This window comes from Natronomonas marina, assembly GCF_024298905.1.
Classification (GTDB): Archaea; Halobacteriota; Halobacteria; order Halobacteriales; family Haloarculaceae; genus Natronomonas; species Natronomonas marina.
On sequence record NZ_CP101154.1, the window covers coordinates 3,215,977 to 3,241,477 of the forward strand.

At 68.8% G+C, this 25,501-nt stretch carries 24 protein-coding genes; 12 read left to right on the top strand and 12 right to left on the bottom strand.

Annotation, left to right across the window (positions count from 1 at the left end; all coding sequences use genetic code 11):
* Positions 1–64: 64 nt before the first annotated feature.
* Complete coding sequence (gene mtnP / locus NLF94_RS16880) at positions 65–907, top strand: S-methyl-5'-thioadenosine phosphorylase (RefSeq protein ID WP_254838801.1); 843 nt, start codon at positions 65–67, stop codon at positions 905–907.
* Between the two features lie 181 nt (positions 908–1,088).
* On the opposite strand, the gene NLF94_RS16885 is transcribed toward mtnP, so the two are convergent.
* The 3 genes from NLF94_RS16885 to NLF94_RS16895 are packed head-to-tail and all read right to left on the bottom strand — an operon-like array spanning position 1,089 to position 6,110.
* A complete protein-coding gene (locus tag NLF94_RS16885) occupies positions 1,089–2,192 on the bottom strand; it encodes a segregation and condensation protein A (RefSeq protein WP_254838802.1) in 1,104 nt (367 codons plus the stop codon).
* Positions 2,185–5,766 carry a chromosome segregation protein SMC gene (gene smc / locus NLF94_RS16890; protein WP_254838803.1) on the bottom strand — a complete coding sequence of 1,194 codons (3,582 nt, stop codon included), beginning with the start codon at positions 5,764–5,766 and terminating at the stop codon, positions 2,185–2,187. The genes NLF94_RS16885 and smc overlap by 8 nt, the downstream gene beginning before the upstream one ends.
* Before the next feature lie 23 nt (positions 5,767–5,789).
* On the bottom strand, positions 5,790–6,110 hold the full coding sequence (locus NLF94_RS16895; RefSeq protein WP_254838804.1) for a DUF7518 family protein: 321 nt from the start codon (positions 6,108–6,110) through the stop codon (positions 5,790–5,792).
* Positions 6,111–6,385: 275 nt separating this feature from the next.
* Between NLF94_RS16895 and gatB the strand changes: the two genes are divergently transcribed.
* From gatB to NLF94_RS16920, 5 genes are all read left to right on the top strand, one after another.
* Positions 6,386–7,876: an Asp-tRNA(Asn)/Glu-tRNA(Gln) amidotransferase subunit GatB gene (gene gatB / locus NLF94_RS16900; protein WP_254838805.1), complete on the top strand. Its 1,491-nt coding sequence runs from the start codon at positions 6,386–6,388 to the stop codon at positions 7,874–7,876.
* Between the two features lie 150 nt (positions 7,877–8,026).
* Complete coding sequence (locus NLF94_RS16905) at positions 8,027–8,302, top strand: AbrB/MazE/SpoVT family DNA-binding domain-containing protein (RefSeq protein ID WP_254838806.1); 276 nt, start codon at positions 8,027–8,029, stop codon at positions 8,300–8,302.
* Entirely contained in the window at positions 8,299–8,685 is a 387-nt protein-coding gene (locus NLF94_RS16910) for a PIN domain-containing protein (RefSeq protein WP_254838807.1), read from the top strand. The genes NLF94_RS16905 and NLF94_RS16910 overlap by 4 nt, the downstream gene beginning before the upstream one ends.
* Before the next feature lie 107 nt (positions 8,686–8,792).
* Positions 8,793–9,095 (top strand): hypothetical protein, encoded by a 303-nt coding sequence (locus NLF94_RS16915; protein WP_254838808.1) that lies wholly within the window; start codon positions 8,793–8,795, stop codon positions 9,093–9,095.
* Positions 9,096–9,608, top strand: a complete 513-nt coding sequence (locus tag NLF94_RS16920) for a PIN domain-containing protein (RefSeq protein WP_254838809.1) — start codon at positions 9,096–9,098, stop codon at positions 9,606–9,608.
* Between the two features lie 115 nt (positions 9,609–9,723).
* On the opposite strand, the gene NLF94_RS16925 is transcribed toward NLF94_RS16920, so the two are convergent.
* Positions 9,724–10,302 carry a hypothetical protein gene (locus tag NLF94_RS16925; protein WP_254838810.1) on the bottom strand — a complete coding sequence of 193 codons (579 nt, stop codon included), beginning with the start codon at positions 10,300–10,302 and terminating at the stop codon, positions 9,724–9,726.
* 206 nt (positions 10,303–10,508) lie between these two features.
* Between NLF94_RS16925 and NLF94_RS16930 the strand changes: the two genes are divergently transcribed.
* From NLF94_RS16930 to NLF94_RS16940, 3 genes are all read left to right on the top strand, one after another.
* The gene (locus NLF94_RS16930; RefSeq protein ID WP_254838811.1) at positions 10,509–13,007 is read left to right on the top strand and encodes a DNA topoisomerase I; all 2,499 of its coding nucleotides are present in this window, start codon (positions 10,509–10,511) and stop codon (positions 13,005–13,007) included.
* 87 nt (positions 13,008–13,094) lie between these two features.
* Entirely contained in the window at positions 13,095–14,264 is a 1,170-nt protein-coding gene (locus NLF94_RS16935) for a hypothetical protein (protein WP_254838812.1), read from the top strand.
* Between the two features lie 40 nt (positions 14,265–14,304).
* Entirely contained in the window at positions 14,305–15,027 is a 723-nt protein-coding gene (locus NLF94_RS16940; RefSeq protein ID WP_254838813.1) for a phosphoglycerol geranylgeranyltransferase, read from the top strand.
* 394 nt (positions 15,028–15,421) lie between these two features.
* Here the strand turns inward: NLF94_RS16940 and NLF94_RS16945 are convergent, their stop codons facing one another.
* On the bottom strand, positions 15,422–15,868 hold the full coding sequence (locus tag NLF94_RS16945) for a universal stress protein (protein WP_256558755.1): 447 nt from the start codon (positions 15,866–15,868) through the stop codon (positions 15,422–15,424).
* Positions 15,869–16,025: 157 nt separating this feature from the next.
* On the opposite strand from NLF94_RS16945, the gene aspS reads away from it, so the two are divergent.
* From aspS to NLF94_RS16960, 3 genes are all read left to right on the top strand, one after another.
* A complete protein-coding gene (gene aspS / locus NLF94_RS16950) occupies positions 16,026–17,327 on the top strand; it encodes an aspartate--tRNA(Asn) ligase (protein WP_254838814.1) in 1,302 nt (433 codons plus the stop codon).
* 345 nt (positions 17,328–17,672) lie between these two features.
* Positions 17,673–17,978, top strand: coding sequence for a DUF433 domain-containing protein (locus tag NLF94_RS16955; RefSeq protein ID WP_254838815.1), 306 nt, complete (start codon positions 17,673–17,675; stop codon positions 17,976–17,978).
* Positions 17,968–18,300: a DUF5615 family PIN-like protein gene (locus NLF94_RS16960; RefSeq protein ID WP_254838816.1), complete on the top strand. Its 333-nt coding sequence runs from the start codon at positions 17,968–17,970 to the stop codon at positions 18,298–18,300. Before NLF94_RS16955 ends, NLF94_RS16960 begins: the two co-directional genes overlap by 11 nt.
* A 196-nt stretch (positions 18,301–18,496) precedes the next feature.
* Here the strand turns inward: NLF94_RS16960 and NLF94_RS16965 are convergent, their stop codons facing one another.
* The 7 genes from NLF94_RS16965 to mnhG are packed head-to-tail and all read right to left on the bottom strand — an operon-like array spanning position 18,497 to position 25,500.
* Positions 18,497–20,311, bottom strand: a complete 1,815-nt coding sequence (locus tag NLF94_RS16965; RefSeq protein ID WP_254838817.1) for a Na(+)/H(+) antiporter subunit D — start codon at positions 20,309–20,311, stop codon at positions 18,497–18,499.
* Positions 20,311–22,320: a proton-conducting transporter transmembrane domain-containing protein gene (locus NLF94_RS16970; protein WP_254838818.1), complete on the bottom strand. Its 2,010-nt coding sequence runs from the start codon at positions 22,318–22,320 to the stop codon at positions 20,311–20,313. The genes NLF94_RS16965 and NLF94_RS16970 overlap by 1 nt, the downstream gene beginning before the upstream one ends.
* On the bottom strand, positions 22,317–23,846 hold the full coding sequence (locus NLF94_RS16975; protein ID WP_254838819.1) for a proton-conducting transporter transmembrane domain-containing protein: 1,530 nt from the start codon (positions 23,844–23,846) through the stop codon (positions 22,317–22,319). Before NLF94_RS16975 ends, NLF94_RS16970 begins: the two co-directional genes overlap by 4 nt.
* Positions 23,839–24,201 (bottom strand): cation:proton antiporter subunit C, encoded by a 363-nt coding sequence (locus NLF94_RS16980; protein ID WP_254838820.1) that lies wholly within the window; start codon positions 24,199–24,201, stop codon positions 23,839–23,841. Before NLF94_RS16980 ends, NLF94_RS16975 begins: the two co-directional genes overlap by 8 nt.
* Positions 24,198–24,662: an MnhB domain-containing protein gene (locus tag NLF94_RS16985; RefSeq protein ID WP_254838821.1), complete on the bottom strand. Its 465-nt coding sequence runs from the start codon at positions 24,660–24,662 to the stop codon at positions 24,198–24,200. The genes NLF94_RS16980 and NLF94_RS16985 overlap by 4 nt, the downstream gene beginning before the upstream one ends.
* Positions 24,659–25,195, bottom strand: a complete 537-nt coding sequence (locus NLF94_RS16990) for a DUF4040 domain-containing protein (protein ID WP_434085402.1) — start codon at positions 25,193–25,195, stop codon at positions 24,659–24,661. The genes NLF94_RS16985 and NLF94_RS16990 overlap by 4 nt, the downstream gene beginning before the upstream one ends.
* A complete protein-coding gene (gene mnhG / locus NLF94_RS16995; RefSeq protein WP_254838823.1) occupies positions 25,195–25,500 on the bottom strand; it encodes a monovalent cation/H(+) antiporter subunit G in 306 nt (101 codons plus the stop codon). Before mnhG ends, NLF94_RS16990 begins: the two co-directional genes overlap by 1 nt.
* Position 25,501 lies beyond the last annotated feature (1 nt).

Sequence of the window (25,501 nt, forward strand, 5' to 3'; positions counted from 1 at the left end):
CGGACGGCCGCCGCCCCGCCGCCCCGACACCCAAACAGAAGTGCCCCGGCCGTGAACGTCCCCCATGCTCGGCATCATCGGCGGCAGCGGCATCTACGAGGCGCTCGGGTTCGAGAACAGTTACGAGGACCGCGTGGAGACGCCGTTCGGTTCGCCGAGCGCGCCGCTGGAGGTCGGCGAGGTGGCCGGCCGCGAAGTGGCCTTCCTGCCGCGGCACGGCCGCGACCACCAGTACGACCCCACCAACGTCCCCTACCGGGCCAACGTCTACGCGCTGAAGCAGGCCGGCGTCGACCAGGTGGTCGCCACCAACGCCGTCGGCAGCCTCCGGGAGGCGCTGTCGCCGCGGACGCTCGTCGTCCCCGACCAGTCCTTCGACCGCACGCGGGACCGCGAGCGCTCCTTCTTCGGCGACGGCATCGTCGTCCACGTCTCGATGGCCGACCCGTTCTGCGAACGGCTCTCCGGGCACGTCCTCGACTGTGCGGACGCGACCGACGCCGACGTCGTCGACGGCGGCACCCACGTCACCATCGAGGGCCCGCAGTTCTCCACGAGGGCCGAAAGCGAGTTCTACCGGGACCGCGGCTTCGACACCATCGGCATGACCACCGTCCCGGAGGCACAACTGGCCCGCGAGGCCGAGATGTGCTACGTCCCGCTGGCCGGAGTCACCGACTACGACGTCTGGCACGACGAGGAGGAGGTGTCCCTGGAGACGGTGCTGGGCCACGCCGCAGCGAACGAGGCGTCGATGTCCGCCATCATCGAGGAACTGGTCGAGACGCTGCCCGAGGCGGACTGCGAGTGCCACCACGCCCTCGAGGACGCCATCAACACCCCACCCGAGGCTATCGGCCGGGAGACGCGCACGCAGGTCTCGCTGCTTGTCGGCGACTACCGCTGACGGCCGTCCTCGCGGACGTACGTCAGCGCGGTCAGAACCTCCTCCGGGTCGACGCCGTCGCGCCGCGCCGCCTCGAACCGCTCGCGGACGCTCGTGGGTGTCATGCTATGACATACCACGAGAAGCGAAATAAGTTTGTCGGCAAGTATTGACGCGGAAGAACGTTCGCGCGACGGCGCCGTCAGTCGTCGGCCGGGGCCGCCTGCTCGCCGCCGACGGCAGAGGGGTCCTGAATCCAGAGGTCGCCGAAGGGCTCGTCCTGTTCGAGGCGGACCTGCCCGCGGTGGGCGAGGAAGAGCAGCCCCAGGAACGTGTCGACGCGGGAGCCGCCCGCCTCCCGCACCTCGGCGAACAGCACCTCGTCGCGCCCGCCGTCGTAGTGGCGCTGGACGGCGACGTAGACGTCGTTGATGATGTCCTCCATGTGCTCGTCGTGGGCCGTCCCGGTCACGTCGTCGGCCGTCGGCTCGTCGTCCATCCGGAAGTCGTCGCCGGCGTGGTAGTCCAGCGTCTGGGTCCCCCGGCCGTAGCCCGACGGCGACTCGGAGGTGTCGTACGTCCTGGACTCCTTCCACCAGGTGTCCCGCTCGCGCTCCCGGAGGTCGCGCACCAGTTCGTCCAGCGTCTCCGGCGTGCCGCGGGCCCGCTTGCGCTCGATGCGGCGGTCCATCTCGGCCTCCAGCTGGTCGAAGGGGTCGACCGCCGGCGCCCCCTCGCCGTCCATCGGCTCCGTCTCCCAGGGCTCCTCCTCAAAGGCCTCCTCCGGTTCGTCGTCGTGCCACATCGCGTCGCTCTTCATCCGCAACAGCACCGACGCGTAGAACAGCGCCCGGCCGCCGGTCCGCAGGTCCGCCTCGTCCAGCCGGTCGAGGAACTTGTCCGTCACCGTCACCACGTCGATGTCCCAGGGGTCGATTTCGCCCTCGTCGGCCAGCTGGACCAGCAACTCGACCGGTTCGACCTCCTCGTCGTCGGCCTCGGTCGCCGAGACGTCGAACCCCGAGAGGACCGCGCCGTCGCCGTCCGACTCGGCGTTCGGGTCGGTGCCGTTCGTCTCGGCATCCTCATCCGCGTCCGCCCCCTCGCCGTTCTCGCGGCGCTCCTTCTCCGCGTCGTGGCCCGCGATGTTCAGCGGTATCTCGTCCGTGGTCCCGCCGTCGGCGCGGTGCTTCGAGCCACCTGACGTCTCGCTCTCGTCCGTCGGAGGCTCCGGGGAGTCGCTGTCTCGCGGCTCACTCCGCTCACCGCTCGACTTCTTCGAAGACTCGCTATCCTCGCTAGTCATCCGCCGGCACCTCCCCACCCTCCGCCGACAGGTCGATGCCGGTCACGGCGGAGACGTTGTCCTCCTGCATCATCACGCCGATGGCCCGCTCGGAGCGCTCCAGGAGCGCCGAGCGATGGGAGACGACGACGAACTGGGCGTCGCCGGCCAGTTCCTCGACCATCTCGCCGACCATCTCGGCGTTGGCGGCGTCGAGGAAGGCGTCCACCTCGTCGAGGGCGTAGAACGGCGCCGGGTTGTGCCGCTGGATGGCGAAGATGAACGCCAGCGCCGTCAGCGACTTCTCGCCGCCCGACATGGCGTCGAGCCGCTGGACCGGCTTGTCCTCCGGCTGGGCCTTCATCGTCAGCCCGCCCTCGAAGGGGTCCTCGGGGTCCTCCAGGACGAGTTCGCCCGTCCCGCCCGACAGACGCGCGAAGATGTCCTCGAACTGCTCGTTGATGGCCTCGTAGGCGTCCATGAACGTCTCCTTCTTGCGGGCCTCGTAGGCGTCGATGCGCTCGCGGATGCCGTCGGCCTCCTCGACCAGCGTCTCGCGTTTCTCCTCGAGTTCGTCGAGTTCCGCCTCGACCCGGTCGTACTCGTCGATGGCGAGCATGTTGACCGGCTCCAGGGCCGACATCTCGGCCTCCAGCCGCGTTATCTCGGACTCGACGGTGTCGTGGTCCGGGATCTCCTCGGGGTCGTAGTCGCCCACCTGCGATTCGAGTTCGTCGATCTCCCACTCCAGGCGGTTGGCCGCGTCACGCAGGTCGTCGCGGTCGGACTCGACGCTTGCGACCGCTTCCGCCTGCTCGTCGCGGGCCGACTTCGCGTCCTCCAGTTCGCCGCGTAGCTCCTCGCGTTCGCCCTTGAGGTCCGCGAGTTCCGCCTCCAGTTCCTCGACGGCCTCTTCCTTCTCCTCGAGTTTCGCCTCCTCGTCGGCGACGGACTCCTCGAGGTCGACGATGGTCTCCTCGGCCTCGGCCTTCCGGTTCTGGGCGGCCTCGATGTCGTCGTGTAGCTCCTCGATGGCCTCCTCGGCGTACCCCTTCTCCAGTTCCAGTTCGTTGAGGTCGCCGTCGAGGTCGTCCATCCGGTCCTCGAGGTCGGCTATCTCCTCGCGGATGGACTCGGCCCTGCCGGTCAGCTCGGGGATGTCCGAGTCCTGCAGTTCCTGCTCCAGCTCGTCGATTTCGGCCTCGAGACCGTCGATTTCGGCAGTCTTGTCGTCGATGTCGGCCTCCAGGGCCTCCATCTCGTCGGCCACGTCCTCCCGTTCGGCCTCGATGTCGGCCAGTTCGTCCTCGAGGCGCTCGATGCGCTCCTCGACGGCCTCGCGTTTCTCCTCGACGGACTCGACGTCGGTCTCGATCTCGCGGACCTGCTCGGCGGCGTCGGACTGGCGGTCGCGGGCGTCGTCGAGCCGTTCCTCGACGTCCCGGACGTCCTCGCGGATGGACTTCTTTTCGGCCTCCAGTTCGGTGATGCGCTCGGCGACCCGCTCGAGTTGTCCCTTGCCGCTCTTGGTGAACGAGTACCGCGAGCCGGACTTCGAGCCCCCGGTCATCGCGCCGGACTTCTCGACGAGGTCGCCCTCCAGCGTCACCAGGCGGAACTCGCCCATCAAATCGCGGGCGGTGTCCATGTCCTCGACGACGAGCGTGTCGCCGACGACGTACGAGAACACGTCGGCGTAGGCGGGGTCGAAGTCGATGAGGTTGTACGCGAAGTCGACGACGCCCGGCAGGTCCGGCGCCGACGGCAGCGACCGATTGCTCATCTCGGTCATCGGCAGGAACGTCGCCCGGCCGGCGTTGCGGGACTTGAGGTGTTCGATGCAGCGCTGGCCGACGCCGTCGTCGTCGACGACGACGTTCGCCAGTCGGCCGCCGGCGGCCGTCTCACACGCCGTCGCGTACTCGGGGTCGACGCCGCCCAGTTGCCCGACCGTGCCGTGGACGCCGTCGAAGCCCCCGTTCAGCACCGTCGTCACCGCCCGGCCGTAGGAGTCGTCGCCGCTCTCGCCGGCCCGCGCCTCGAGTTCGGCGTACTCCTGCTGTTTCGCCGAGAGGTCGTCCTCGACGGACTCGAGGTCGTCCTTCAGGGCGCGCTTCTCCTCGCGGAGGTCCTCGACCACCTCCGTGATGTTCTCGCGGTTCTTTTCCGCCTTCCGCAGTTCGCGCTCGAGGTCCTCCAGTTCGGCGTCCAGTTCCGGCAACTCGGCTTCGGCGGCCTCGATCTCCTCCTTCTTCTCGCGTTCCTGCTTCGAGCGCCGCCGTGACTCGTCGAGCAGGCGGTCCTGCTCGCGCTGGAGTTCGTTGCGCTCGTCGCGGGCCGCCTGGACCGCCTCGCGTTTCTCCTCGAGTTCGTCGCGGACCGCCTCGTACTCGGTGTCGACGGCCTCGATTTCGGCCTCGACCTCTTCCAGTTCGGCCTCCTTCTCCTGGACGTCGGCCTTCAACGAGGACTTCTCGACCTTCTTGTTGCGGATTTCGCTCTCGAGTTCATCGACCTTCTCCTGCTTGCGGTCGACCTGGACGAACGCCTGGCTCCGCTCGTTTTCCGCCTCTTCGATGCGTTCTTTCTGGCTCTCTATCTTGTCCTCGAGGCGGGAGATTTCGCCCTTGACGGCCTCGATTTCGCGCTTTATCTCTATCTGTTCGTCCTCGCCCTTCCGCTCGATTTCGGCGTTGAGGTCGGCGAGGTCCTCCTCGAGGCGGGTGACCCGCCCCCGCCGCTCGTCGAGTTCGCGCTGCAGTTCTTCGAGTTCGGTCTCCGTCTCCTCGAGTTCTTCGCGGGTCTCTTCGAGTTCCTCACGTTTGTCCTCGAGTTCGGCGGCCTTCAGGTGGCCCTCGTACTCCTCCTTCTCGTCGCGGAGTTCCTGGTACTCCAGGGCCGTCTCCCGCTCCTCGGAGAGTTGCTCGAGGCGCTCTTCCTTCTCCTCGATGCGGAGTTCCGCCTCGTCGACGCGCTCCTGGACGGTCTCCAGTTCCTCGAAGGCGTCGGCCTTCTTCGCGTCGAACTCGGCGACGCCGGCTATCTCGTCGATGATCTCGCGGCGAGAGCCGGCGGTCATCGTGATGATCTCGGTCACGTCGCCCTGCATCACGACGTTGTACCCCTCGGGCGTGACGCCGGCCTGCGCCAGCAGGTCCCGGATGTCCGAGAGGTTCACCGACCGGCCGTTGAGGTAGTAGTAGGAGTAGTAGGTGTCGGGGTCGGTCTGCTTGACGCGCCGGCGGATGGAGATTTCGTCGACGTCGCCGACCTTCTCGGAGCCGGCCGCCGAGACCACCTGCTCGCGGGTGAGCGTCCGGTCGTCGTTGTCCAGCACCACCTCGACGCTGGCCTCCCGCTCGCCGTCGAAGCTGTCGTCGTCCTCGTGACCGGGGTTGTAGATGAGGTCGGTCAGTTTCTCGGCGCGGATGCCCGAGGTGCGCGCAAGTCCCAGAGCGAAGAGAATGGAGTCGATGATGTTCGACTTCCCGGAGCCGTTCGGGCCGCTGATGGTCGTGAAGTCCTCGTAGAACGGGATTCGCGTCTTCCGGCCGAAGCTCTTGAAGTCGTCCAGTACGAGCTCTTTGATGTGCATGGGGGCGCTCGTGGGGCCCCGAATCAGGCGACGATGATGTCGTCGCCGGACTCGGAGTCCGCGTTGTCCTCCTCGTCGGCCTCGTCGGTGTTAACGTCGTCGGCCGACGCCTCCCCGTCGTCGGCCGGCGATTCGGTCTCCGTCTCATCTGTCTCGCTCTCGACGTCCTGCTGTGCCTCCGTGCGCGTCGGGCGACCCTCGAGGATGTCGTGACTCCCGTCGGCGTCGCTCTCGAGGGCCTGCAACCGCTCTTTGGTCTCGACGAGTTCGTCCGTCAGTCCGTCGATGGTCGCTTCGAGTTCCCGCACTTTGGTCTCGAGTTCGTCGACTCGGTTCCCAGCCATACCTCCGTGTGGCGCCCCCGTACGTATAAATCTGCGTCAGACATTGACAATACTTCTGATACGTCCCCACGACGGCCGCTCGCGTTCGTCGTCGGTCGGTTTCGTCTCGACCGTCCGGCCGCCGATTTCCGGTGGCTGTCATACCGATCGCCCCCGGGCGTCGGCAGCGTTCCGGCGAACCGTGCCGGCGGGCCGGGGCGCTGGCCCCCTCGCGTCAGGTCGCCCGGACCGGTCCCTTCGTTAGGCTAAAGCGTTCCCGCGTCAACTACCCGGCAATGACTGCACAGACCGCGGAGGCGCGCGAACTCGCGGCCGTCATCGGGCTGGAGGTCCACGTCCAGCTGGAGACGGAGACGAAGATTTTCTGTGGCTGTTCGACCGACCCCGCCGACGACGAGGCGCCGAACACGCGGACCTGTCCCGTCTGTCTCGGCCTGCCGGGTGCGCTACCCGTCCTCAACGAGGGCGCCGTCGAGGCGGCGGTCAAGGTCGGCAAGGCGCTCGGCTCGACCATCCCCGAGGAGACCCGCTTTCACCGGAAGAACTACTACTACCCCGACCTGCCGAAGAACTTCCAGATCACACAGTACGACGCGCCCGTCTGTGACGGCGGCGAACTCGAGTTCTCCGTCGGCGGCCAGCGCACGGCCGTCGGCATCGAGCGGGCCCACCTCGAGGAGGACCCCGGCAGCCTCGCCCACGCCGGCGGCTCCATCGACACCGCCGACTACACGCTCGTCGACTACAACCGCGCCGGCACGCCGCTGATGGAGATCGTCACCGCGCCGGACTTCCGGAGCGCCGAGGAGGCCCGCGCCTTCCTGGCGAAACTGACGGAGGTGCTGGAGTACCTCGGCGTCTTCGACGCCCAGCGGGACGGCTCGCTGCGGGTCGACGCCAACCTCTCTATCGTCGACGCCGACGACGTCGACGAGGACGGTACCGTCGGCGAGGCGGTGCTGGAATCGGCCAACCGGACCGAGGTCAAGAACATCTCCAGCCACAGGGCCGCCGAGAAGGCGCTGGCCTACGAGGAGACCCGCCAGAAGAACGCCATCGAGCGCGGCCGCGAGGTCGAACAGGAGACCCGCCACTGGGACGAATCGCGGGGCATCACCGTCTCGATGCGCTCGAAGGAGGAGGAGAAGGACTACCGCTACTTCCGGGAGGCGGACCTGCCGCCGCTCCGCGTCGCCGACTGGAAGGAGCGCATCTCGATCCCGGAACTGCCGGACGCCCGCCGCGAGCGGTTCCGCGAGGAGTACGGTCTCGACGCCGAGTCGGCCTCGAAACTCACCTCCACGAAGCAGGTCGCGGACTTCTACGAGCGGATCGCCGCCGAGTTCGACCCCGACCTCGCGGCGACGTGGGTCGCCGACAACCTCCTCGGCGAACTCAACTACCGCGACATGGCCATCACCGACGTCGACGACCGTCTCGAGGAGTTCGCCCGCCTCGTCGAACTGGTCGACGACGAGGAGATAACGACGAAGAACGCCGAGGAGACCGTCCTCCGGCGGATGCTCGACGACGGCCTCTCGCCCGACGAGGTCGTCGAGGAAGCGGGTCTCGGGAAGACCGACGACGACGAGGTGGCCGCCGCCGTCGAGACCGCCATCGACGAGAACCCCGAAGCCGTCGAGGACTACCACGCCGGCGAGGACGGCGCCCTGAACTTCCTCGTCGGGCAGGTCATGCAGGAGACGGGCGGGTCGGCCGACCCGGGCACCGTCAACCAGTTGCTCCGGGCGGAACTGGACGGCTGACGTAGCGGGCGAAACCCCGCGTGCGAGGGGACAGTTTCTTCTCGACCTTCGAACTTCGCGGTTCCTCTCGCTTGTCACCTCGAACTCGTATATGCCTCAAAATGGTGGAATTTGGGAAGAATACTTATCCGTTCCACACGTACCGCTTCCGTGTCAATCGAGACGGACGCCAACGGCCGGCTGTACCTGTCCTCGGACCTGCGACGGAAGTACGGCGAGAAGTTCCACGTCGTCGAGTACGAGGACCGGCTCGAACTCGTCCCCATCGACGAGGATCCCCTCCAGGCAGTCCGCGACGAGGTCGGGGACGCCCTCGACGGCGACTCGGCCGGGGAACTGCGAGCGGAAGCCCTCCGGCGGGCGAAACGGCAGGCCGAGGAGGACCTCGAAGCGGCGGAGCGAGACGCGGAGGACGCCGCCAGATGACGGTGTTCGTCGAGACCGATTTCCTCCTCGCCATCGCCAAGGACGACGACTGGCTCCAGGGCCGCGCCGAGTCGTTCCTCGACGACCACGAGGTCGTCACCTCGCCGTTCGCGTATCTCGAGTTGCTCCTCGTCCTGGAGCGCTACCAGTTCGACTACCTCCGCCTGTTCGCCAACCTCCTCGAGGTCGTCCCGGTCGGCGACGAGAGCGAGCAGCAGGTCGTCCTGAAGGCGGTCGCCTACTTCGAGGACGGGATGACGCCGTTCGACTCGTTCCACGCGGCCACCGCCGAGACGCGCGGGCTCTCCATCCTCGCGTCCGACAGGGCGTACGACGAGGCGGACCCGGAACGCCTCCCGCTGGAACTCGACGACGACGGCTGAACGTCTCTCGCGGCCAAACCGCGACGATACCCGTCGGCACGCGCCGTTCGTGGCTCACAGCGTACACACGACAACGGCTAAGTGAGCTGGCTCACAACGTACACACGATGAGCAGCGACAAGAAGCGCGTCCAGTTCCGTGCGCCGAACCGGCTCATCGACCGGGCCGACGCGCTCGCGGACGTCCTCGGGGACGACCGGACTGACGTCCTCGTGACTGCCCTGCGGGAGTACCTCCGTGAGGCCGCCCACGACGACGCGCTGACCCAGGAAATCGCGGCCGCCTACTACGACGACGAGATCGCTTTCGAGCAGCTCAAGGCACTCGTCGGCGCCGAAGAGGCGGCGAACCTCCGGGTGTTGAAGCGGCAACTGAACGAGGACTTCATCGACGAGGTCGGCGACGCGTAGATGTCGACGCTGGTCGCCGACGCCTCCGCGCTCGTCAGTCTCGGCGTCGTGGCCGACGAGGCGCCCGACCCGCTCGCGCTCTGTCTGGCCCGCCACGAGGTCGTCGTCCCGAAAGCCGTCGTCGCGGAACTGCAGGAAATTGCGTCGTACGAGGACGTACACGGCCGAGCCGCGTCCGCAGTGCTCGACCGGACCGGCGCTCTGGAAACACGGCCGGCCGACCTCGACGCGGAGTTCCCGCTCGACGACGGCGAGAACGCCGCCGTCACCCTCGCGAACGACCTCGACGCCGCCCTGTTTCTCTGTGACGAGTTCAACCACCTCGGTCTGATTCACGCCTCGCTCGCCGACACCCGACTCGTGACGACGCCGACGCTGCTCTCGGTGTTCGTCCGAGCCGAGCAGCTGTCGCCGACCGACGCTCGCACGCTCCTCGACCGAATCAGCGATGCCCGGAGCTGGGACGCGAACAGTTACGTACGACGGGCCCGCTCGGTGTTGAAAGACTCCTGACACGACGCTCCCGGTATCGGCGTCGACGAGCGATGCCATCTAAACCAACTCTCCCGGTGAGACCTACCACTGTCGAACGGACGGACAGTTCGAACCGACGACCTCGCCGGGCGCGCTACTCCTCGGCCGCCTCCTCGCCCATCGCGGCGACGGGGTTGTCGGGTTCCTCGCTCTCGACGCGCGGGTCGACGAACAGCAGCGTCCCGAGCAGCGCCAGCGCGACGACCTCGAGCGTCTTCGAGACGACCGCGAGCGTCGTCCGGCCGGGTTGGTCGGCGCCCGTGAAGATACCGACCAGCGGGTCGACGTAGTGGGAGCCGACGACGTCGAGGAGCCCCCGGTGGGAGGCGTCGGCGGCCGTGGCCTCGCCGACGCCGTGCCCGAGCACGGAGTGCCAGGCCAGCCAGCCGACGACGAACGTCGCCATCGCGGCCGCGCCGAGCAGGTACGCCCGGCGGTAGCCGAGGTGGCCGAACCCGACCGCGAGGACGCCTCCGAGGATGGCCAGCGCCGACAGCGTGAACAGCCACGGTTCCGGCTGTGCGAGCGCCTGGGTCGTGAAGTACTCGACGAGCAGCCCGCCGCTTGCGAACCGGAGCAACTCCGCGACACCGACGACGAGGTGGACGACCGCGACGGCGCCGACGACCTGCAGCGCGAGGAACCGGAGCTTCCTGACGGCGGTCTCGTCCATGTCCGCACTCGGGGGCGCGGGCCAAAGAGGATGCCGGAAGCCGGCCGACGGACGAGCCGCTTCCGACCGGGGCTTCGGGTATCCTCCGCCGCGCGCGGCCGGGCGCCGGGGCGGCCACGCTCACGCCTGCGCAGGCGCCCCGTACGGCGGTTTTCCGGGCGGACGACGAAAGGTTGAAAGCCGGAGTCGGCGTATCCACCCACAACGTGGAACTCATCGTCACCGAGAAGGACAACGCCGCCCGCCGCATCGCGGACATCCTCTCCGAGGGGGGCGCGTCCGTCGAGCGGCGCAACGGCGTCAACGTGTATCGCTGGGGCGACAAGCGCTGTGTCGGTCTCTCGGGGCACGTCGTCGGCGTCGACTTCCCGCCGGAGTACTCCGACTGGCGGGACGTCCAGCCCGTCGAGTTGGTCGAGGCCGACGTCGTCAAGCGGCCGACCCAGGAGAACATCGTCCGGACGCTGCAGGAGCTGGCCGAGACGGCCGACGAGGCGGTCATCGCCACTGACTACGACCGCGAGGGCGAACTCATCGGCAAGGAAGCCTACGAACTCATCGACGAGGTGACCGACGTACCCATCCAGCGGGTCCGTTTTTCGTCGATCACCCAGACCGAGGTGAAGAACGCCTTCGCCAACCCCGACGAGTTGGACTTCGAACTCGCGGCCGCCGGCGAGGCACGGCAGATCATCGACCTGCTGTGGGGGGCGGCGCTGACGCGGTTTCTGTCGCTGTCGGCCGGGCAACTGGGCGAGGACTTCATCTCCGTCGGCCGGGTGCAGTCGCCGACGCTGAAGCTCATCGTCGACCGCGAACGCGAAATCGAGGCCTTCGACCCCGAGGACTACTGGGAACTGTTCGCGGACCTGACCAAAGACGAGACCTTCGAGGCGCAGTACTTCTACCGCGAGGACGGCACCGAAAACGAACGGGTCTGGAACGAGACCGACGCCGAGGCCGCCTTCGAGCGACTGTCGGCGGCGGGAGAGGCCGTCGTCGAGTCGGTCGACCGCCGCCGCCGGACCGATGACCCGCCGGCGCCGTTCGACACCACGGCCTACATCAGCGCCGCCGGTTCGCTGGGGCTGTCCGCCCAGAAGGCCATGAGCGTCGCCGAGGAACTGTACACCGCCGGCTACATCACCTACCCGCGGACGGACAACACGGTCTACCCCGACGACCTCGACCCCGAGGCGCTGCTCGAGGAGTTCCTCGGCCACCCGCCCTTCGCCGAGGACGCCGAGGCGCTCGCCGAGGGCGATGTCGAACCGACCGCCGGCGACGAGGAGACGACCGACCACCCGCCCATCCACCCGACCGGCGAGGTGCCCGGCAGACAGGACCTCTCCGACGACGAGTGGACCGTGTACGAACTCGTCGTCCGGCGGTTCTTTGCGACGGTCGCCGACGCCGCCGAGTGGGAACACCTCAAGGTCGTCGCCGACGCCGACGGCTGTGCGCTGAAGGCCAACGGCAAGCGGCTGGTCGAACCGGGGTATCACGAGGTCTACCCGTACTCGTCGGCCACCGAGAACTACGTCCCGGCCGTCGAGACGGGCGACGTGCTGGCCGTCACGGACGCCCGCATCGAGGAAAAGCAGACCCAGCCGCCGCGCCGCCGCGGCCAGTCGCGGCTCATCGAGGAGATGTCCACACGGGGGTTGGGCACGAAGTCGACCAGACACAATACCCTCCAGAAGCTCTACGACCGCGGCTACATCGAGAGCGACCCGCCCCGGCCGACGAAACTGGCGATGGCCGTCGTCGAGGCCGCAGAGAAGTTCGCCGACCGCATCGTCGACGAGGAGATGACCGCCCAACTCGAGGCCGACATGCGGGCCATCGCCGACGGCGAGGCCGACCTCGAGGACGTGACCGACGAGTCCCGCGAGATGCTGGAGGCCATCTTCGCGGAACTGCACGACTCGAGGGAGGCCGTCGGCGAGCACCTCCGGGAGTCGATGAAGGCCGACCGGACGCTGGGACCGTGCCCGGAGTGCGGCGAGGACCTGCTCGTCCGGCAGTCCCGGCAGGGGTCCTACTTCGTCGGTTGCGACGGCTTCCCCGACTGCCGGTTCACGCTCCCGCTGCCGAACAAGGGTGAGCCGACCGTGCTGGACGAGCGCTGCGAGGACCACGACCTGCGGTACGTGAAGATGCTGGCCGGCCGGAGCACGTTCGTCCACGGCTGTCCCCGCTGTGAGGCCGAGGCCGCCGACGAAGAGGCCGACCGCGTCATCGGGGCCTGTCCGGACTGTGGCCGCGACCACGGCGGCGAACTCGCCATCAAGCGGCTCCGCAACGGCTCCCGGCTCGTCGGCTGTACGCGGTACCCCGACTGCGAGTACTCGCTGCCGCTGCCGCGCCGCGGCGACATCGTGGTGACGGAGGAGACCTGCGACGAGCACGGCCTGCCGCACCTCCACATCGTCGACGGCGAGGACGACGACGACCCCTGGGAACTCGGCTGTCCCATCTGCAACTACTCGGAGTTCCGCGAGCGGCAGGCCGCCTCCGAGGTCGAGGACCTCGACGGCGTCGGCGAGAAGACCGCCGACAAACTCGCCGCCGCCGGCGTCGAGTCGCTGGAAGACCTCCGCGGGGCCGACGCCGACGCCGTCGCCAGCGAGGTGCAGGGCGTCTCCGCCGACCGCATCCGCGAGTGGCAGGCGCAGGTCAACGTCGACGCCAGCGCCGACTGACGAGCCGACTGAAAAGCCGACTCAGCCCGTGATCTGTCCGGTGATTTAAATATCACGCGTTCTGATATTCCGGGCGAGCTGGTCTCCGTGCACGAATCGAAGGCGAGCGGAGAGCGCGGCCAGATACTCCTCATATCCGCGCTGCTACTCGCCGCCCTGTTCGTCGGGCTAGCGGTCGTGGTCAACAGCGCCATTTATACCGAGAACCGCGCCACCCGGGAGGTAACGCGGTCCTCGCAACCGCTGGCCGACCACCCGGTGACTGCGGACCGTCTCGGCCAGGCCCTCCACGTCGCCAACTTCCACAGCGACACCGACGACTACGACGAACGGCACGCGGTCGTCGGGGGGAACGTCTCGGGGTGGAGCAGCGAGATGCAGGGCCAGGCCGTCCAGAACGGGGTGCTGTGGGGGTCGGCGGTCGCCGCCACGACGAACGGTACCCGGGTCTCACAGGACCAGGAGGGGACCTTCATGCCCGCGAAATCCTCGCTGCTGGACGAGGTGACGACCCTGGTTCTCCCGACGTTCCGGATCGACCCGCTCGGTCTCGGCGACAAGAAGAACTGGGTCATCGCCAACGGGACCGCAGTCAGGGACTTCCGCATGAACGTCACGCGGTCGTCGCTCGAAGAGCGGAATCCGGGGCTGGTCACGGTGCTGGTCGACGTCGTGGACACGACCCTCACCGGGAGCACGGTCTTCTGGGCCGAGAGCGACGTCACCGACGGGGACGGGGATTTCTGGCGGCTCTACCTCCTCGAGGACGGCACCAACGTGACCGCCTTCGTCGTCGAGTTCGACGGCGGGGCGGGGACGGTCCGGGCGGAGTGCTCGGCCCGCGGCGAGCACGTCGATGTCCTCGTCTCCGAGGGGAAACTGGTCGGCGAGGACGGTCCGGTTGCCTGTCCGGCGACCCGGAACCTCTCGGGGCAGCCCTCCCGGGACCTGTACTACGCGGGCGCCGACGAGGTCGAGGGCACCTACGGGTTCATCGTCGACAAAGAGGAATCGACGTTCCGGAGCGAGCTGGCGGACCGGTACGGGACCTTCCTCGACAGCGTGGTCGACGCGCTCGTGGACCTGCTGCTCGCGCTGATCGGCGGGAGCCTCGAGGACGACGACATCTACCACGAGAGCCCCTCCGACGGCCACCCCTACACGACGACGGCCATCTACAACACGACCGTCGAGTTGAGCTACGAGGACGAGCGGGTGCGTTACAGCCGGAACGTGACGGTACCCGCCGAATCGTGAAGCCGAAGCCGTTTTAGCCACCGGCGGGCTTGAGGCGGGTATGAGCGCGCCCTGGTCCGACTGGGACCACATCGTCAAAATCGACCCCGACAAGACGCTTCGGGAGGGCGAGACGTTCGAGGACGTCTGTGCGACGGGGACCGACGCCCTCGAGATCGGCGGCACGACCGGCATGACCGAGGCGAAGATGGCCCGGGTCGTCGAGGCGACGACGGCCCACGACGTCCCCGTCTACATCGAGCCGTCGAACGTCGCATCGGTCGTCCACCGCGAGGGGCTGGACGGCTACCTCATCCCGGTCGTGCTGAACGCCGGCGACGTCTTCTGGACCACCGGCGCCCACAAGGAGTGGGCCCGCCTCGACGACGACATCAGCTGGGACCACACCTTCACCGAGGCGTACATCGTCCTCAATCCCGACTCGTCGGTCGCCGAGTACACCCAGGCGGACTGCGACCTCGAGGCCGACGAGGTGGCCGCCTACGCCGAGGTCGCAGAGCAGATGTTCGGCCAGGAGATCATCTACGTCGAGTACTCGGGCACCTACGGCGACCCCGAAATCGTGCAGGCCGCGGCCGACGCCGTCGAGGAGGCCGCCGTCTTCTACGGCGGCGGCATCGGCGACTACGAGTCCGCCTTCGAGATGGGCAAGCACGCCGACACGGTCATCGTCGGCGACCTGGTCCACGACGAGGGGGTCGACGCCGTCCGCGAGACCGTCGAGGGCGCACGGGACGCGAAGGCCGAGCCCGTCGACGGATAAAGCCCACTTTTTACACGACCCGGCGGCAGAGCCGCCGGGTCGGCAAAAACGTGGGGAAAATATGCGCGCGTACTCCTTTCGGCGAGCCTTCGGCTCGCCTCCAGTCCGGGCGCGCTACGGCGCCTCCCTGCGGTCGGCGCCGGGAACCGCCTCGGGGGCCTTCTTCGAAGGCCCCGCTCGGCGGATGCTCGTCGCCGTGTACGTGGCGGGCTCGTTTCAGTTTCCAAGGGGTGAATCGGCCGCTCGATACACAGGCTCGTCCTGACGGCCGACTCACCCTCTTAGTCCAGAACGTATCCGGATGACTTCGGTTCCCCTCGGCCGAACCGGTCGATGCAGGCCGTGGAAATCGGTCGAAGGGAGGATGCCAGCCCGTCAGACTCGGGGTCCGGTCTCACGCATCCCCGACGCCCGCACCGCCGACCACGAGCGTCGGGATCGCCGTCAGTCTGACCACGCGTTCCGTCGTGCTTCCGGCGGTGGCGATGCGGGAAAAGCCGGTCCGGCCCTGCGTCCCCATGACGATGAGGTCGACCGCGTAGTCGGCGGCGGCGTCGACGATCTCCTCGCTGGGCGTCCCGCGCCGGAGGTGGCGCTCGACGTCGACGCCGCGCTCGTCGCCCAGTTCGACCACGGCATCCAGGGCCGCCTCGCCGATTGCTTCCTGGTTCTCGACCGGGAAGTCCCAGTGGCCGCTCGGCCCCGCCTGGTCGACGACGAACAGCGCGTGGACCGTCGCGCCGAACCCCTCTGGCGAGGTCCATCGCCTGTTCGGCGGCCAGGTCGCTGTGGTCGCTCCCGTCGGTCGGGACGAGGATGCGTTCGTACATGCAGCCCCCAGTGCGCCGGACGAGAATAAACGGTGGGGGTGGGCGAGTACCCGGCCGAGCCGGGTTCGAACGGGGCTTCCGAGTCCGTTCGGGAACGCCGGCGACGACCGACGCCCGCCAGCGACCCCGAAAAGTGGGGCTTAAGGGTCGGCCCCCTGAATCCGAGGTATGGAGAACCGCACGTACACGGCGGACGCCGCCCCGGGCGACGACGTAACGGTCGCCGGGTGGGTCCACGAGGTCCGTGACCTCGGTGGCATCGCCTTCCTCATCCTCCGGGACACGACCGGCCGGATTCAGGTGAAGTTCGAGAAAGAGGAGATGGACGACGAACTGGTCGAGACGGGCCTGAACGCCGCCCGCGAGTCGGTCGTCTCGGTGACCGGCACCGTCGAGGAGGAGGAGCGCGCTCCGACCGGCGTCGAGGTCGTTCCCGAGTCCGTCGAGGTCATCGCGGCGGCCGACACCGAGTTGCCGCTGGACCCCAGCGGGAAGGTCGAGGCCGAACTGTCGACCCGGCTGGACAACCGGACGCTGGACCTCCGCCGCGAGGAGGGCCAGGCCGTCTTCGAGATTCGCGCCGAGGTGCTGCGCGCGGTCCGGGAGGCGTTCCGCGACGCCGACGCCACCGAAATCAACACGCCGAAAATCGTCGCGACGGGGACGGAGGGCGGCACCGAACTCTTCCCCATCACCTACTTCGGTCAGGAGGCATTCATGAACCAGAGCCCGCAGCTGTTCAAGCAGCTCGTGGCGGGCTCGAACATCGAGCGGGTCTTCGAGATCGGTCCCATCTTCCGGGCCGAGGAGCACAACACTCCGCGCCACCTCAACGAGGCCACTTCCATCGACTTCGAGGGCGCCTTCTGCGACCACACCGAGGCGATGGACGTCTGCGAGTCGGTGGTCGTCTCCGCCTACGAGGCCGTCGCCGACAACTGCGCCGACCAGCTCGAGGCACTCGGCATCGCCGAGGAGTTCGAGCCGCCGGAGACGCCGTTCCCCCGCATCTCCTACGAGGAGGCCATCGAGCGCATCAACGCTACGGGCGAACTGGACGAACAGCTCGTGTGGGGCGACGACCTGCCGACGGAGGCCGAGCGCGCGCTGGGCGACGACGTCGGCGGCCACTACTTCATCACCGACTGGCCCGCCGAGATCAAGCCCTTCTACATCATGGATCACGACGACGGCGAGCGCTCGACCGGCTTCGACATGATGCACCCCCGGATGGAACTGGTCTCGGGTGGCCAGCGTGAGCACCGCCGCGAGCACCTCATCGAGGGCTTCGAACAGCAGGGGCTGGACCCCGAGGCCTTCGAGTACTACACCAAGATGTTCAAGTACGGCATGCCGCCGCACGCCGGCTGGGGACTGGGCGCCGAGCGCCTCATCATGACGATGCTGGACCTCGACAACATCCGGGAGGCGGTGCTGTTCCCGCGAGACAGGCAGCGGTTGAGCCCGTAGGCGAAACCGCTGGCTGTCGAGCGGGTGCTCGTGAGACGAACGGAGTGAGTCTCACGGCGTTCCCGCGGGATCGCCAACGTCTGAGCCCGTAGGGCGAAGACGTTGGGAGCCAGCGAGACGAGCGGGGCGAGGCGTGAGCGGAGCGAACGCCTCGGAACCGGCGAGCGGCGACCGACGGGAGCCGCGAGCAGGCGAGTCTCGCAGGACAGGCAGCGGTTGAGCCCGTAGGCGAAACCGCTGGCTGTCGCCGTAGGCGACGCGGGCCCCCGCACGGGTGCTCGTGGCGTTCGAGAAGGGAGCGTCTCCCGGGACCGGGTTTTTGTACGTTCACGACGTAGAGCGTCCATGGCGCAGTCGGCCGTCACCATCACCACCGAGCTTCACGACGAGCCGCACATCGAGGGGCGGCGGGTGACCGTCCGGCGGATTCAGGGGCTCGTCGAGGAAGCCGGCAAGCCGGCCGAGGAGGTCGCCGAACGGTTCGACCTCGACATCGCGTCCGTGTACGCGGCGCTCCAGTACTATCACACCCATCCCGACGAGATGGAAGCCGCAGAGCGCCGGCGACGGGAGCGCGAGCGGCGTGCGAGGGAGGCCGGGGCGAAGTCGGTCCGGGAACTCGAGGCCGACGAGGACGCGGATGGGCTATAGCGTTCTCGTCGACGAGAACACGAGTCCACGGGTCGCGGCGACCCTCCGCGAAAACGGTCACTCCGCAGCGCACGTACACGCGGTCCTCGAGGAGGGCGTCGACGACCGGACGATACTTGCGTTCGCACGGCGGAACGGGTACCTGGTTCTGAGCCACGATTCGGACTTCCTCGCCCTCGAAACGGGACCAGACGTCTCGATACTGTACTACGGCGACGACACGATGGCCACCCACGAAATCGCCGACCGGGTAGATTCACTCTCGGAGTGGGTCCCGGACCCGACGGACCTGCCTCCGGTCGTGAACCTCGGCGAGTGGTGAGGAACCGCCGGGTGTCGTCCGTGAAACGGGGACCGGCAGGCCGTCTGCAGGCTCGTCTCCGGCGCCGCTGCCGTCGGAGTACACCGGCCGGGTCCGCTTCACTGGCCGGGGGCGGGCACGGATGGAGATGAACGGCGACTCAATCGCGGTCGAACTCGACGAGGACCTGTCGGCCACCGTCGTCGACGAGTGACTGTCAGAGCACGAGCAGCACGACCAGCGCCGCGGTCAACGACGCCACGATGAGAAACACGCTCGTGCCCATCGAGATGCGGAGGTCCAGCGTCCCGGGGCGGCCGCCGTTCGCTCTCGCGTCGGCCTCGACGCCGGGGATGCGGTCGGCGGCCCGGTAGGCGAACCGGCCGGGGTCGGCGCCGGCCCGCGTCGCCCCCGAGGCGACGGCGACGACGGCGCGGTCGACGGCGGCCCACGTCTCCGTGACGGCGACGACGAGAGCCTTCCCGCCGTAGAAGAACGCGGGGTTGATGAGTCGGTCGACGTCCGGAATCCAGGTGGCCTTCGAGAGTGGCGTCTTCAGCGCGAAGAAGCCGACGAAGCCGGCGACGCCGAGCACGACGCCCTCGACGACGTGCGGGACGGTGTAGGTGGTGTACTTCTCGACGATGGTGGCGGTGTTCGGCAGCACCTCGAAGAGGGTGCCGGGCAGGAGGCCCAGCGCGAGACAGAGGCCGCCGACGACGAGCATCGGGACGGCCTGGCCGACCCTCGCGTCGTCGGGGTCGATGGTGGCCGGGCCGTGGAAGAACACGTAGTAACCGAGTTTGATGAACGACATGAAGGTGCCGACGCCACCGACGATGAGGAGCCACCACAGCAGGTCCTCGCCGCCGAGCGGCATCGACTTCGAGCCGATGACGAACGTGCTCATGCTCTTGTGGGCCTCGGCGATGACGATGCCCTTGCTGACGAAGCCGTTGAAGCCGGGCACACCCGAGATGGCCGCGGCGCCGAGCAGGTACGAGACGAAGGTGACCGGCATCACGCGCCAGAGGCCCCCGACCTCGGTGATGTCCTCGACGCCGGTCCTGTAGATGACGACGCCGATGGACATGAAGAGCAGCGCCTTGTAGAGGATGTGGTTGAAGACGTGGCCGAAGGCGCCGGCGGTCGCAAGCGTCGTCGGGATGCCGACGCCGGCGACCATGTAGCCGACCTGCGAGATGATGTGATAGGAGAGGAGGCGGCGCATGTCCTCCTGGAGCAGCGCCATCCCGGCGCCGAAGACGGCCATCGCGCCGCCCATGTAGGCGATCCAGAGGTGGCCGTCCGGGAACGCCCGGAACATCGCGTAGACGCCGGTCTTCGTGGTGTAGACGCAGAGGAAGACGCTGGCGGCGACGTGGGGGCTCGGGTAGGTGTCCGGCAGCCAGGTGTGCAGGCCGATGAACCCGACGTTGACGCCGATGCCGACCGCCATCAGCGCGGGCGCGACGGGACCGGCCACGCCCGCGGTGCCGTTGGCGCCGAAGAGGAACGACCCCTCGGCGGCGTACTGCCAGACGACCGCCGCCAGCACGAGACTGCCGCCGATGCCGTGGGCCATCGCGTACCGGAAGCCCGTCCGGACCGCACGCCCCCCGTAGTGCCACACGAGCAGCGTGCTGGTGACGGCCATCAGTTCCCAGAAGAACACCAGCGTCAGCCAGTCGCCGGCGAAGACGGCGCCGAGGCTCGTGCCGACGTAGCCCAGCGCCGCCGCCGTCATGCGGCCGTCGGCCTCGCTGGCGTGGGCGTAGGCGACCGCCGCGGCACCGATGAGCCCGAAGATGACGCCCATCATCCGCGAGAAGTCGTCGACCTGGTACAGCACCGTCTCGAAGCCGAACAGCCGCATCGGGAGGTGGGTGCCCGACGCGACGAGCAGCGAGCCGACGGCGACGCCGACCGTCGCCAGGAAGCCGACGGCGTGACCGACCTTCCGGGGCGCGACGGCCGCGACGGCGGCCGCCACGAGGACGGGCACGAACGGCGGAATCGACTCCAGGACCATCAGGCCACCACCCCCACGGTCAGCGCCGCCCGGACGATGGCGTCGACGAGCCTGAGGAACACCGCCGCCGACGGCACCAGCCCGAGGACGACCGACCCGACCATCGCCGCCAGGATGGGTCCGAGCATGAACCAGGTGCTCTCACCGCCGAGCCAGCCGCGGCGCTCCCAGCCGCCCGGCGGCGGTCCCTCGTGGTGGTCGTCGTGGACGTGTGCGTCGCGGACGTGGGCGGGCTGGTCGTGTGCGACGCCGTGCTCGTCGGCCGCGGTCGGCGTCTCGTCGGCGTCGACGCTCTCGGCGCCGCCCTCGCCGTCCTCGTCGACCTCATCCTCGGGGACGGTGTGGTCGCTCGGATGCTCGTCGACCGCGTACTCGCCGTCGACGAGCGGTGCCGGCTCGCTGTAGTCCCGCTCGACGCTCTCGCCGCTGAAGTCGGGGCGGCCGACCTCCTCGGGGTCGACGTCGAGGTCGCCGTCTTCGTCGCTCCCGTCGTCGGTCTCGCCGTCGCTCTCGGCGTCCTCGACCGGCGCGTCGTCGGTCGCGTCCGCTTCCCCGGCTCCCTCGTCTCCGTCCTCGTCGTCGGGGACGCCACCGTCCGTCTTCGGGAGGATGGAGCGGCGCTGGCCGCCGATGGGCGCCGCCACGAGCGGCTTGGCGTCGTGGGCGTCCTCGCTCTCGAAGAACGCCTGGTAGACGACGGGCCAGAAGTACGCGATGTTGAGGACGCCCGAGACGAGCAGGGCGACGGCGAAGACGTACTCGCCCGTCTCGACGGTGCCGACCAGCAGGTAGAACTTCGAGACGAAGCCGGCCACCAGCGGGATGCCGGCCATGCCGGCCGCGGCGACGGCGAAGGCCGCCATCGTCACCGGCATCCGCTTGCCGATGCCGGCCATCTCGCTGATGTGGTCGGTGTGGGTCTCGACGTGGATGATGCCAGCACAGAAGAACAGCGTGAGCTTCATGAACGCGTGGGCAGGGATGTGCAGGAGGCCGCCGGTGATGGAGTCGGGGCTGAGGATGGCGAGGCCGAGGACGATGTAGGAGAGCTGGCTCACCGTCGAGTAGGCGAGGCGCTGTTTGAGGTGGTCCTTCCGCAGGGCGATGACGCTGGCGGCGAGCAGCGTGACGGTGGCGACGACCGCGAGCGGCAGGCCGAGACCGAGCGCGCCGACCGTCTCGGGACCGTAGACGTCCAGGACGACCCGCGAGACGCCGAAGACACCCGACTTGACGACGGCGACGGCGTGCAGCAACCCGGAGACCGGGGTGGGTGCGACCATCGCGTCCGGGAGCCACGAGTGCAGCGGCATCAGGCCGGCCTTGACGCCGAAGCCCGCGATCAGGAGGGCGAAGGCGGCCCGCGCCGCGGCGGGGTCGGCCGTCGCCAGCGCCTCGATGCCGCCCGGCGTGAACGCGACGGTGCCGGTCAGCCAGTAGACGAAGACGGTGCCGGCCAGCACCGCGACGCCGCCGCCGAAGGTGTAGGCGATGTACTTCCGGCCGGCGGTGCGGGCCTCCTCGGTCTCGTCGTGGGCGACGAGCGGGTAGGTGGCGACGGTCAGTACCTCGTAGAAGACGAACAGGACGACCAGGTTCGAGGCGAAGGCGACGCCGACGGCGGCGCTGAGGCTCATCGCAAACGAGGCGAAGTACCGCGTCTGGCCGTGTTCCTCGAGGCCGCGCATGTAGCCGATGCTGTACAGCGACGTGATGATCCACAGCAGGCTGGCCAGCATCGCAAAGAGGATGCCGAGCGGGTCCGCCCGGAGCGCGAAGGCGATGCCGTCGCCGAACCCCTCGACGAACGTGCCGAGCGACCAGACGTAGACGTCGCCGTCCAGCACGCCGGGTACCATGCTGGCGACGAGGCCGAACTTGACGAGCGCGACGGTCAGCGTGGTTGCCTCCCGGAGGTTCGGCCGGCGGTGGGCCGCCAATATGGCGAGCGTTCCGAACACCGATACCAGGACGGCCGCGATGGGTCGTGGGTCTGCGATTTCGGTCACTGGAAGACACCTCCGAGGACGGGGTCGAGGAACGTCTCGAAGACGCCCGTCGAGAAGCCCAGCGCGACGACGACGAGCGCCGCCAGGACGACGACGGCGACCATCCCCGCCGAGACGGCCTCGGGTGCCCGCGAGTCGGGGGCCTCGCCACCGTCGGCGACGGCGTCGGCGCCGGACGGCGCCGACGAGGCGGCTTCAGGCGGCGCGAAGTAGAGCCGCTCTAGCAGGCGGGCGACGTAGGCCAGCGTCAGCATCGTCGAGAGGAAGACGACGACAGCGACGGGCCAGGCCTCGGCGCGGACGGCGCCGACCGCGATGTACCACTTGCCGAGGAAGCCGATGGAGGGCGGCACCCCCACCAGCGCGACGCCGAGGACGCCGACGACGCCGGCGACGACCGGCGAGCGGTAGCCCAGGCGGGCGTAGTCGTCGACGGTGCGGGCGCCGTGTCTGGCGGCGAGGATGGCCGTCGCGGCGAAGAGACCACCCTTCATCAGGCCGTGGCCGACGAGGTGGACGACGGCGCCCAGCACCGCGTCCGGCGTCGCCAGCGCGAAGCCGGCGATCACGAGGCCGAACTGCGACACCGACGAGTACGCCAGCATGCGCTTGATTTCGGTCTGGACGACCGCCAGCGCGCTGCCGGCCAGCACGCTGACGGACGCGAAGGCGAGCACGGCCGCCCGCGCCAGCGGCGCCGCCTCGAAGAACGAGAGGGTGTAGACCGTCAGCACGACCCGACCGATGGCGTAGGCGGCCACCGTCGAGGCCAGTGCCGAGATGAACGCCGTCACGGTGTCCGGCGAGTAGGTGTAGGCGTCCGGTTGCCAGGTGTGCAGCGGGAAGACCGCCGCCTTCAGCCCCAGGCCGACGACGATGAAGCCGAACGAGGCGAGCACGACGCGGGAGCTGTACAGCGCCGCCCCGCCGCCGGCCCCGGCCAGTTGCCGGGAGAGGTCGACCATGTTGAGCGTCCCGGTCGCGATGAAGGCGTAGCCGACGCCGATGAGGAACAGCGAGGCGCCGGTGGTCCCGAGGATGAGGTACTTCAGCGCCGCGACGGCCGACTCGCCGGAGCGGTCGGCCGCGACCAGCGCGTACGTCGCCAGACCGGTTATCTCGAGGAAGACGAACATGTTGAACAGGTCGCCGGTGACGGAGACGCCCATCAGGCCGCCGACGAGCAGGAGGTAGGCGCTGTAGAAACTGTTCCGGCGAGGGCCGGCGGTGTACGCGTAGGCGACGACGCCGAGTGCGACGACGGCGATCAGGCCGACCACGGGCGCCGAGAGGCCGTCGCCGACGAGTTCGATGCCGTGGGGCGGGGCGTAGTCGCCGACGTAGTGGCTGAGGCGGCCGTCGGCGTAGACGGCCCGGACGAGGACGGCCGCCAGCCCCGCCTCGACGAGACAGGTCGCCGCGGCGACGTACCACCCCGTTTCGGTGGTCTTGAGGCTCAAGAGCAGCGGCAGCACGGCCGCCAGGATGGGCACGGCGATGAGCAGCGGCAACACGACGTCAGTCATCGGACACCTCCCGGAGGACGGACTCGTCGACGGTGCCGTACTCCTCGTGGATGCGGACGATGAGCGCCAGCGCCACCGCGGTGAGGCTGACGCCGACGACGATGGCGGTCAGCACGATGACGTGCGGCAGCGGGCTGACGTAGGGCCCGCCGCCGCCGTCCGGGCTCACGATGGCCGGTTTCGCGCCGTCGACGTACGCCGAGGCGATGAAGAACAGGAAGATAGCGCTCTGGAAGAGGTTCAGGCCGATGACCTTCTTGACGAGGTTGGCGTTGGCTATCATCATGTAGAGACCGGCGACCATCACGACGACGAACGTGGCGTAGGCCCACCGGGTCGCAAGCACCTCGATCACGCCTCCTCACCTCCCGGGCCGGCGGCCGTCAGGAAGAACAGCCCCACGATGACGCCGCCGACGATCAGCGCGATGCCGCCGATCTCGACGGCCTCGATGCCGTACTTGGTCGACTTCGTCAGCGGGTAGACGGTGTACTGGAGGAACTCGCCGCCGAGGAGGACACTGCCGAAGCCGATGGCGGCGAAGACGACCAGGCCGAGACAGGCGACGAGGGTGACGGCCTGACGGCCGAGCCACCGCCGGGTGGCGTCGATGCCGAACGCGAAGGCCAGCATTAGCACGACGGTCCCGACGAGGGCGCCGCCCTGGAAGCCACCGCCGGGCGAGTCAGCGCCGTGGAAGGTGACCCAGAGACCGAACGTGAGCACGAACGGCGTGACGACCCGGACGGTGCTCATGATGACCTCGCTTTCGGTGTACGTGCCGCGGTTCGGCCGCGGCGCCTCCTCGTCGCTCATGTGAACACCTCCCGCCGGAGGACGACCAGCACGGCGACGCCGGCGGCGAAGACGACGGTCGCCTCGCCGAAGGTGTCGAAGCCACGGTAGGCCGCCAGCACCGCCGTGACGGCGTTCTTGACGCCCGTCTCCGGGTAGGCGTTCTCGAGGTAGTGGCCAGTGACGGGTTCGTAGGAGATGATGGGCGCCGAGGGGTCGCCGACCGCCGGCAGGCCGGGCAGCGTCAGTCCGAAGACGACGGCCAGCGCGCCGCAGGCCAGCAGCGCCCGCGGGTCGGGCCGCTCCAGCGTCCGGTCGTCGGGTGGCCGGACGGTTTTGGCGATGGTCAGGAGCAACAGCACCGTCGTCACGCCGGCGCCGATGACCGCCTCCGTCAGGCCGACGTCGGGCGCCAGAAGGAGCGTGTACAGCAGCGCCATCCCGAGGCTGTAGGCGGCGAAGACGATGATGGCCGCCAGCACGTCCCGGAGGAAGGCGGTGGCGAGGGCGGCCGTGACGACGAAGGCCGCCAGCGCGAAGGCGACGTACTCGATCATTGGTCCTCCCTCCAGGGTTCGATGCCCTCCTCGTCGGCGGCCCGGGCGATGGCGTGGGCCGCCGTCGGGTTCGTGATGAAGACGAACGCCAAAAGGAGGGCCGTCTTGATGGTCGTCGTCTCGAGGCCGATCGCCAGGGCGACCCCCACGAGCAGCAGGCCGGCACCGAGGGTGTCGGTCTGACTCGCCGTGTGGGCGCGGGCGTAGACGTCCGGCAACCGGATGACGCCGACGGCGGTGACGAACGTGAAGAAGACCCCACCGACGAGCAGCGCGACGATGGCCACCTCCAGCGGCGTCACG

Coding starts and splice junctions, on each gene's coding strand:
- mtnP (WP_254838801.1), top strand. CDS start 65: ATGCTCGGCATCATCGGCGGCAGCGGCATCTACGAGGCGCTCGGGTTC.
- NLF94_RS16885 (WP_254838802.1), bottom strand. CDS start 2,192: ATGACTAGCGAGGATAGCGAGTCTTCGAAGAAGTCGAGCGGTGAGCGG.
- smc (WP_254838803.1), bottom strand. CDS start 5,766: ATGCACATCAAAGAGCTCGTACTGGACGACTTCAAGAGCTTCGGCCGG.
- NLF94_RS16895 (WP_254838804.1), bottom strand. CDS start 6,110: ATGGCTGGGAACCGAGTCGACGAACTCGAGACCAAAGTGCGGGAACTC.
- gatB (WP_254838805.1), top strand. CDS start 6,386: ATGACTGCACAGACCGCGGAGGCGCGCGAACTCGCGGCCGTCATCGGG.
- NLF94_RS16910 (WP_254838807.1), top strand. CDS start 8,299: ATGACGGTGTTCGTCGAGACCGATTTCCTCCTCGCCATCGCCAAGGAC.
- NLF94_RS16915 (WP_254838808.1), top strand. CDS start 8,793: ATGAGCAGCGACAAGAAGCGCGTCCAGTTCCGTGCGCCGAACCGGCTC.
- NLF94_RS16920 (WP_254838809.1), top strand. CDS start 9,096: ATGTCGACGCTGGTCGCCGACGCCTCCGCGCTCGTCAGTCTCGGCGTC.
- NLF94_RS16925 (WP_254838810.1), bottom strand. CDS start 10,302: ATGGACGAGACCGCCGTCAGGAAGCTCCGGTTCCTCGCGCTGCAGGTC.
- NLF94_RS16940 (WP_254838813.1), top strand. CDS start 14,305: ATGAGCGCGCCCTGGTCCGACTGGGACCACATCGTCAAAATCGACCCC.
- aspS (WP_254838814.1), top strand. CDS start 16,026: ATGGAGAACCGCACGTACACGGCGGACGCCGCCCCGGGCGACGACGTA.
- NLF94_RS16955 (WP_254838815.1), top strand. CDS start 17,673: ATGGCGCAGTCGGCCGTCACCATCACCACCGAGCTTCACGACGAGCCG.
- NLF94_RS16960 (WP_254838816.1), top strand. CDS start 17,968: ATGGGCTATAGCGTTCTCGTCGACGAGAACACGAGTCCACGGGTCGCG.
- NLF94_RS16965 (WP_254838817.1), bottom strand. CDS start 20,311: ATGGTCCTGGAGTCGATTCCGCCGTTCGTGCCCGTCCTCGTGGCGGCC.
- NLF94_RS16975 (WP_254838819.1), bottom strand. CDS start 23,846: ATGACTGACGTCGTGTTGCCGCTGCTCATCGCCGTGCCCATCCTGGCG.
- NLF94_RS16985 (WP_254838821.1), bottom strand. CDS start 24,662: ATGAGCGACGAGGAGGCGCCGCGGCCGAACCGCGGCACGTACACCGAA.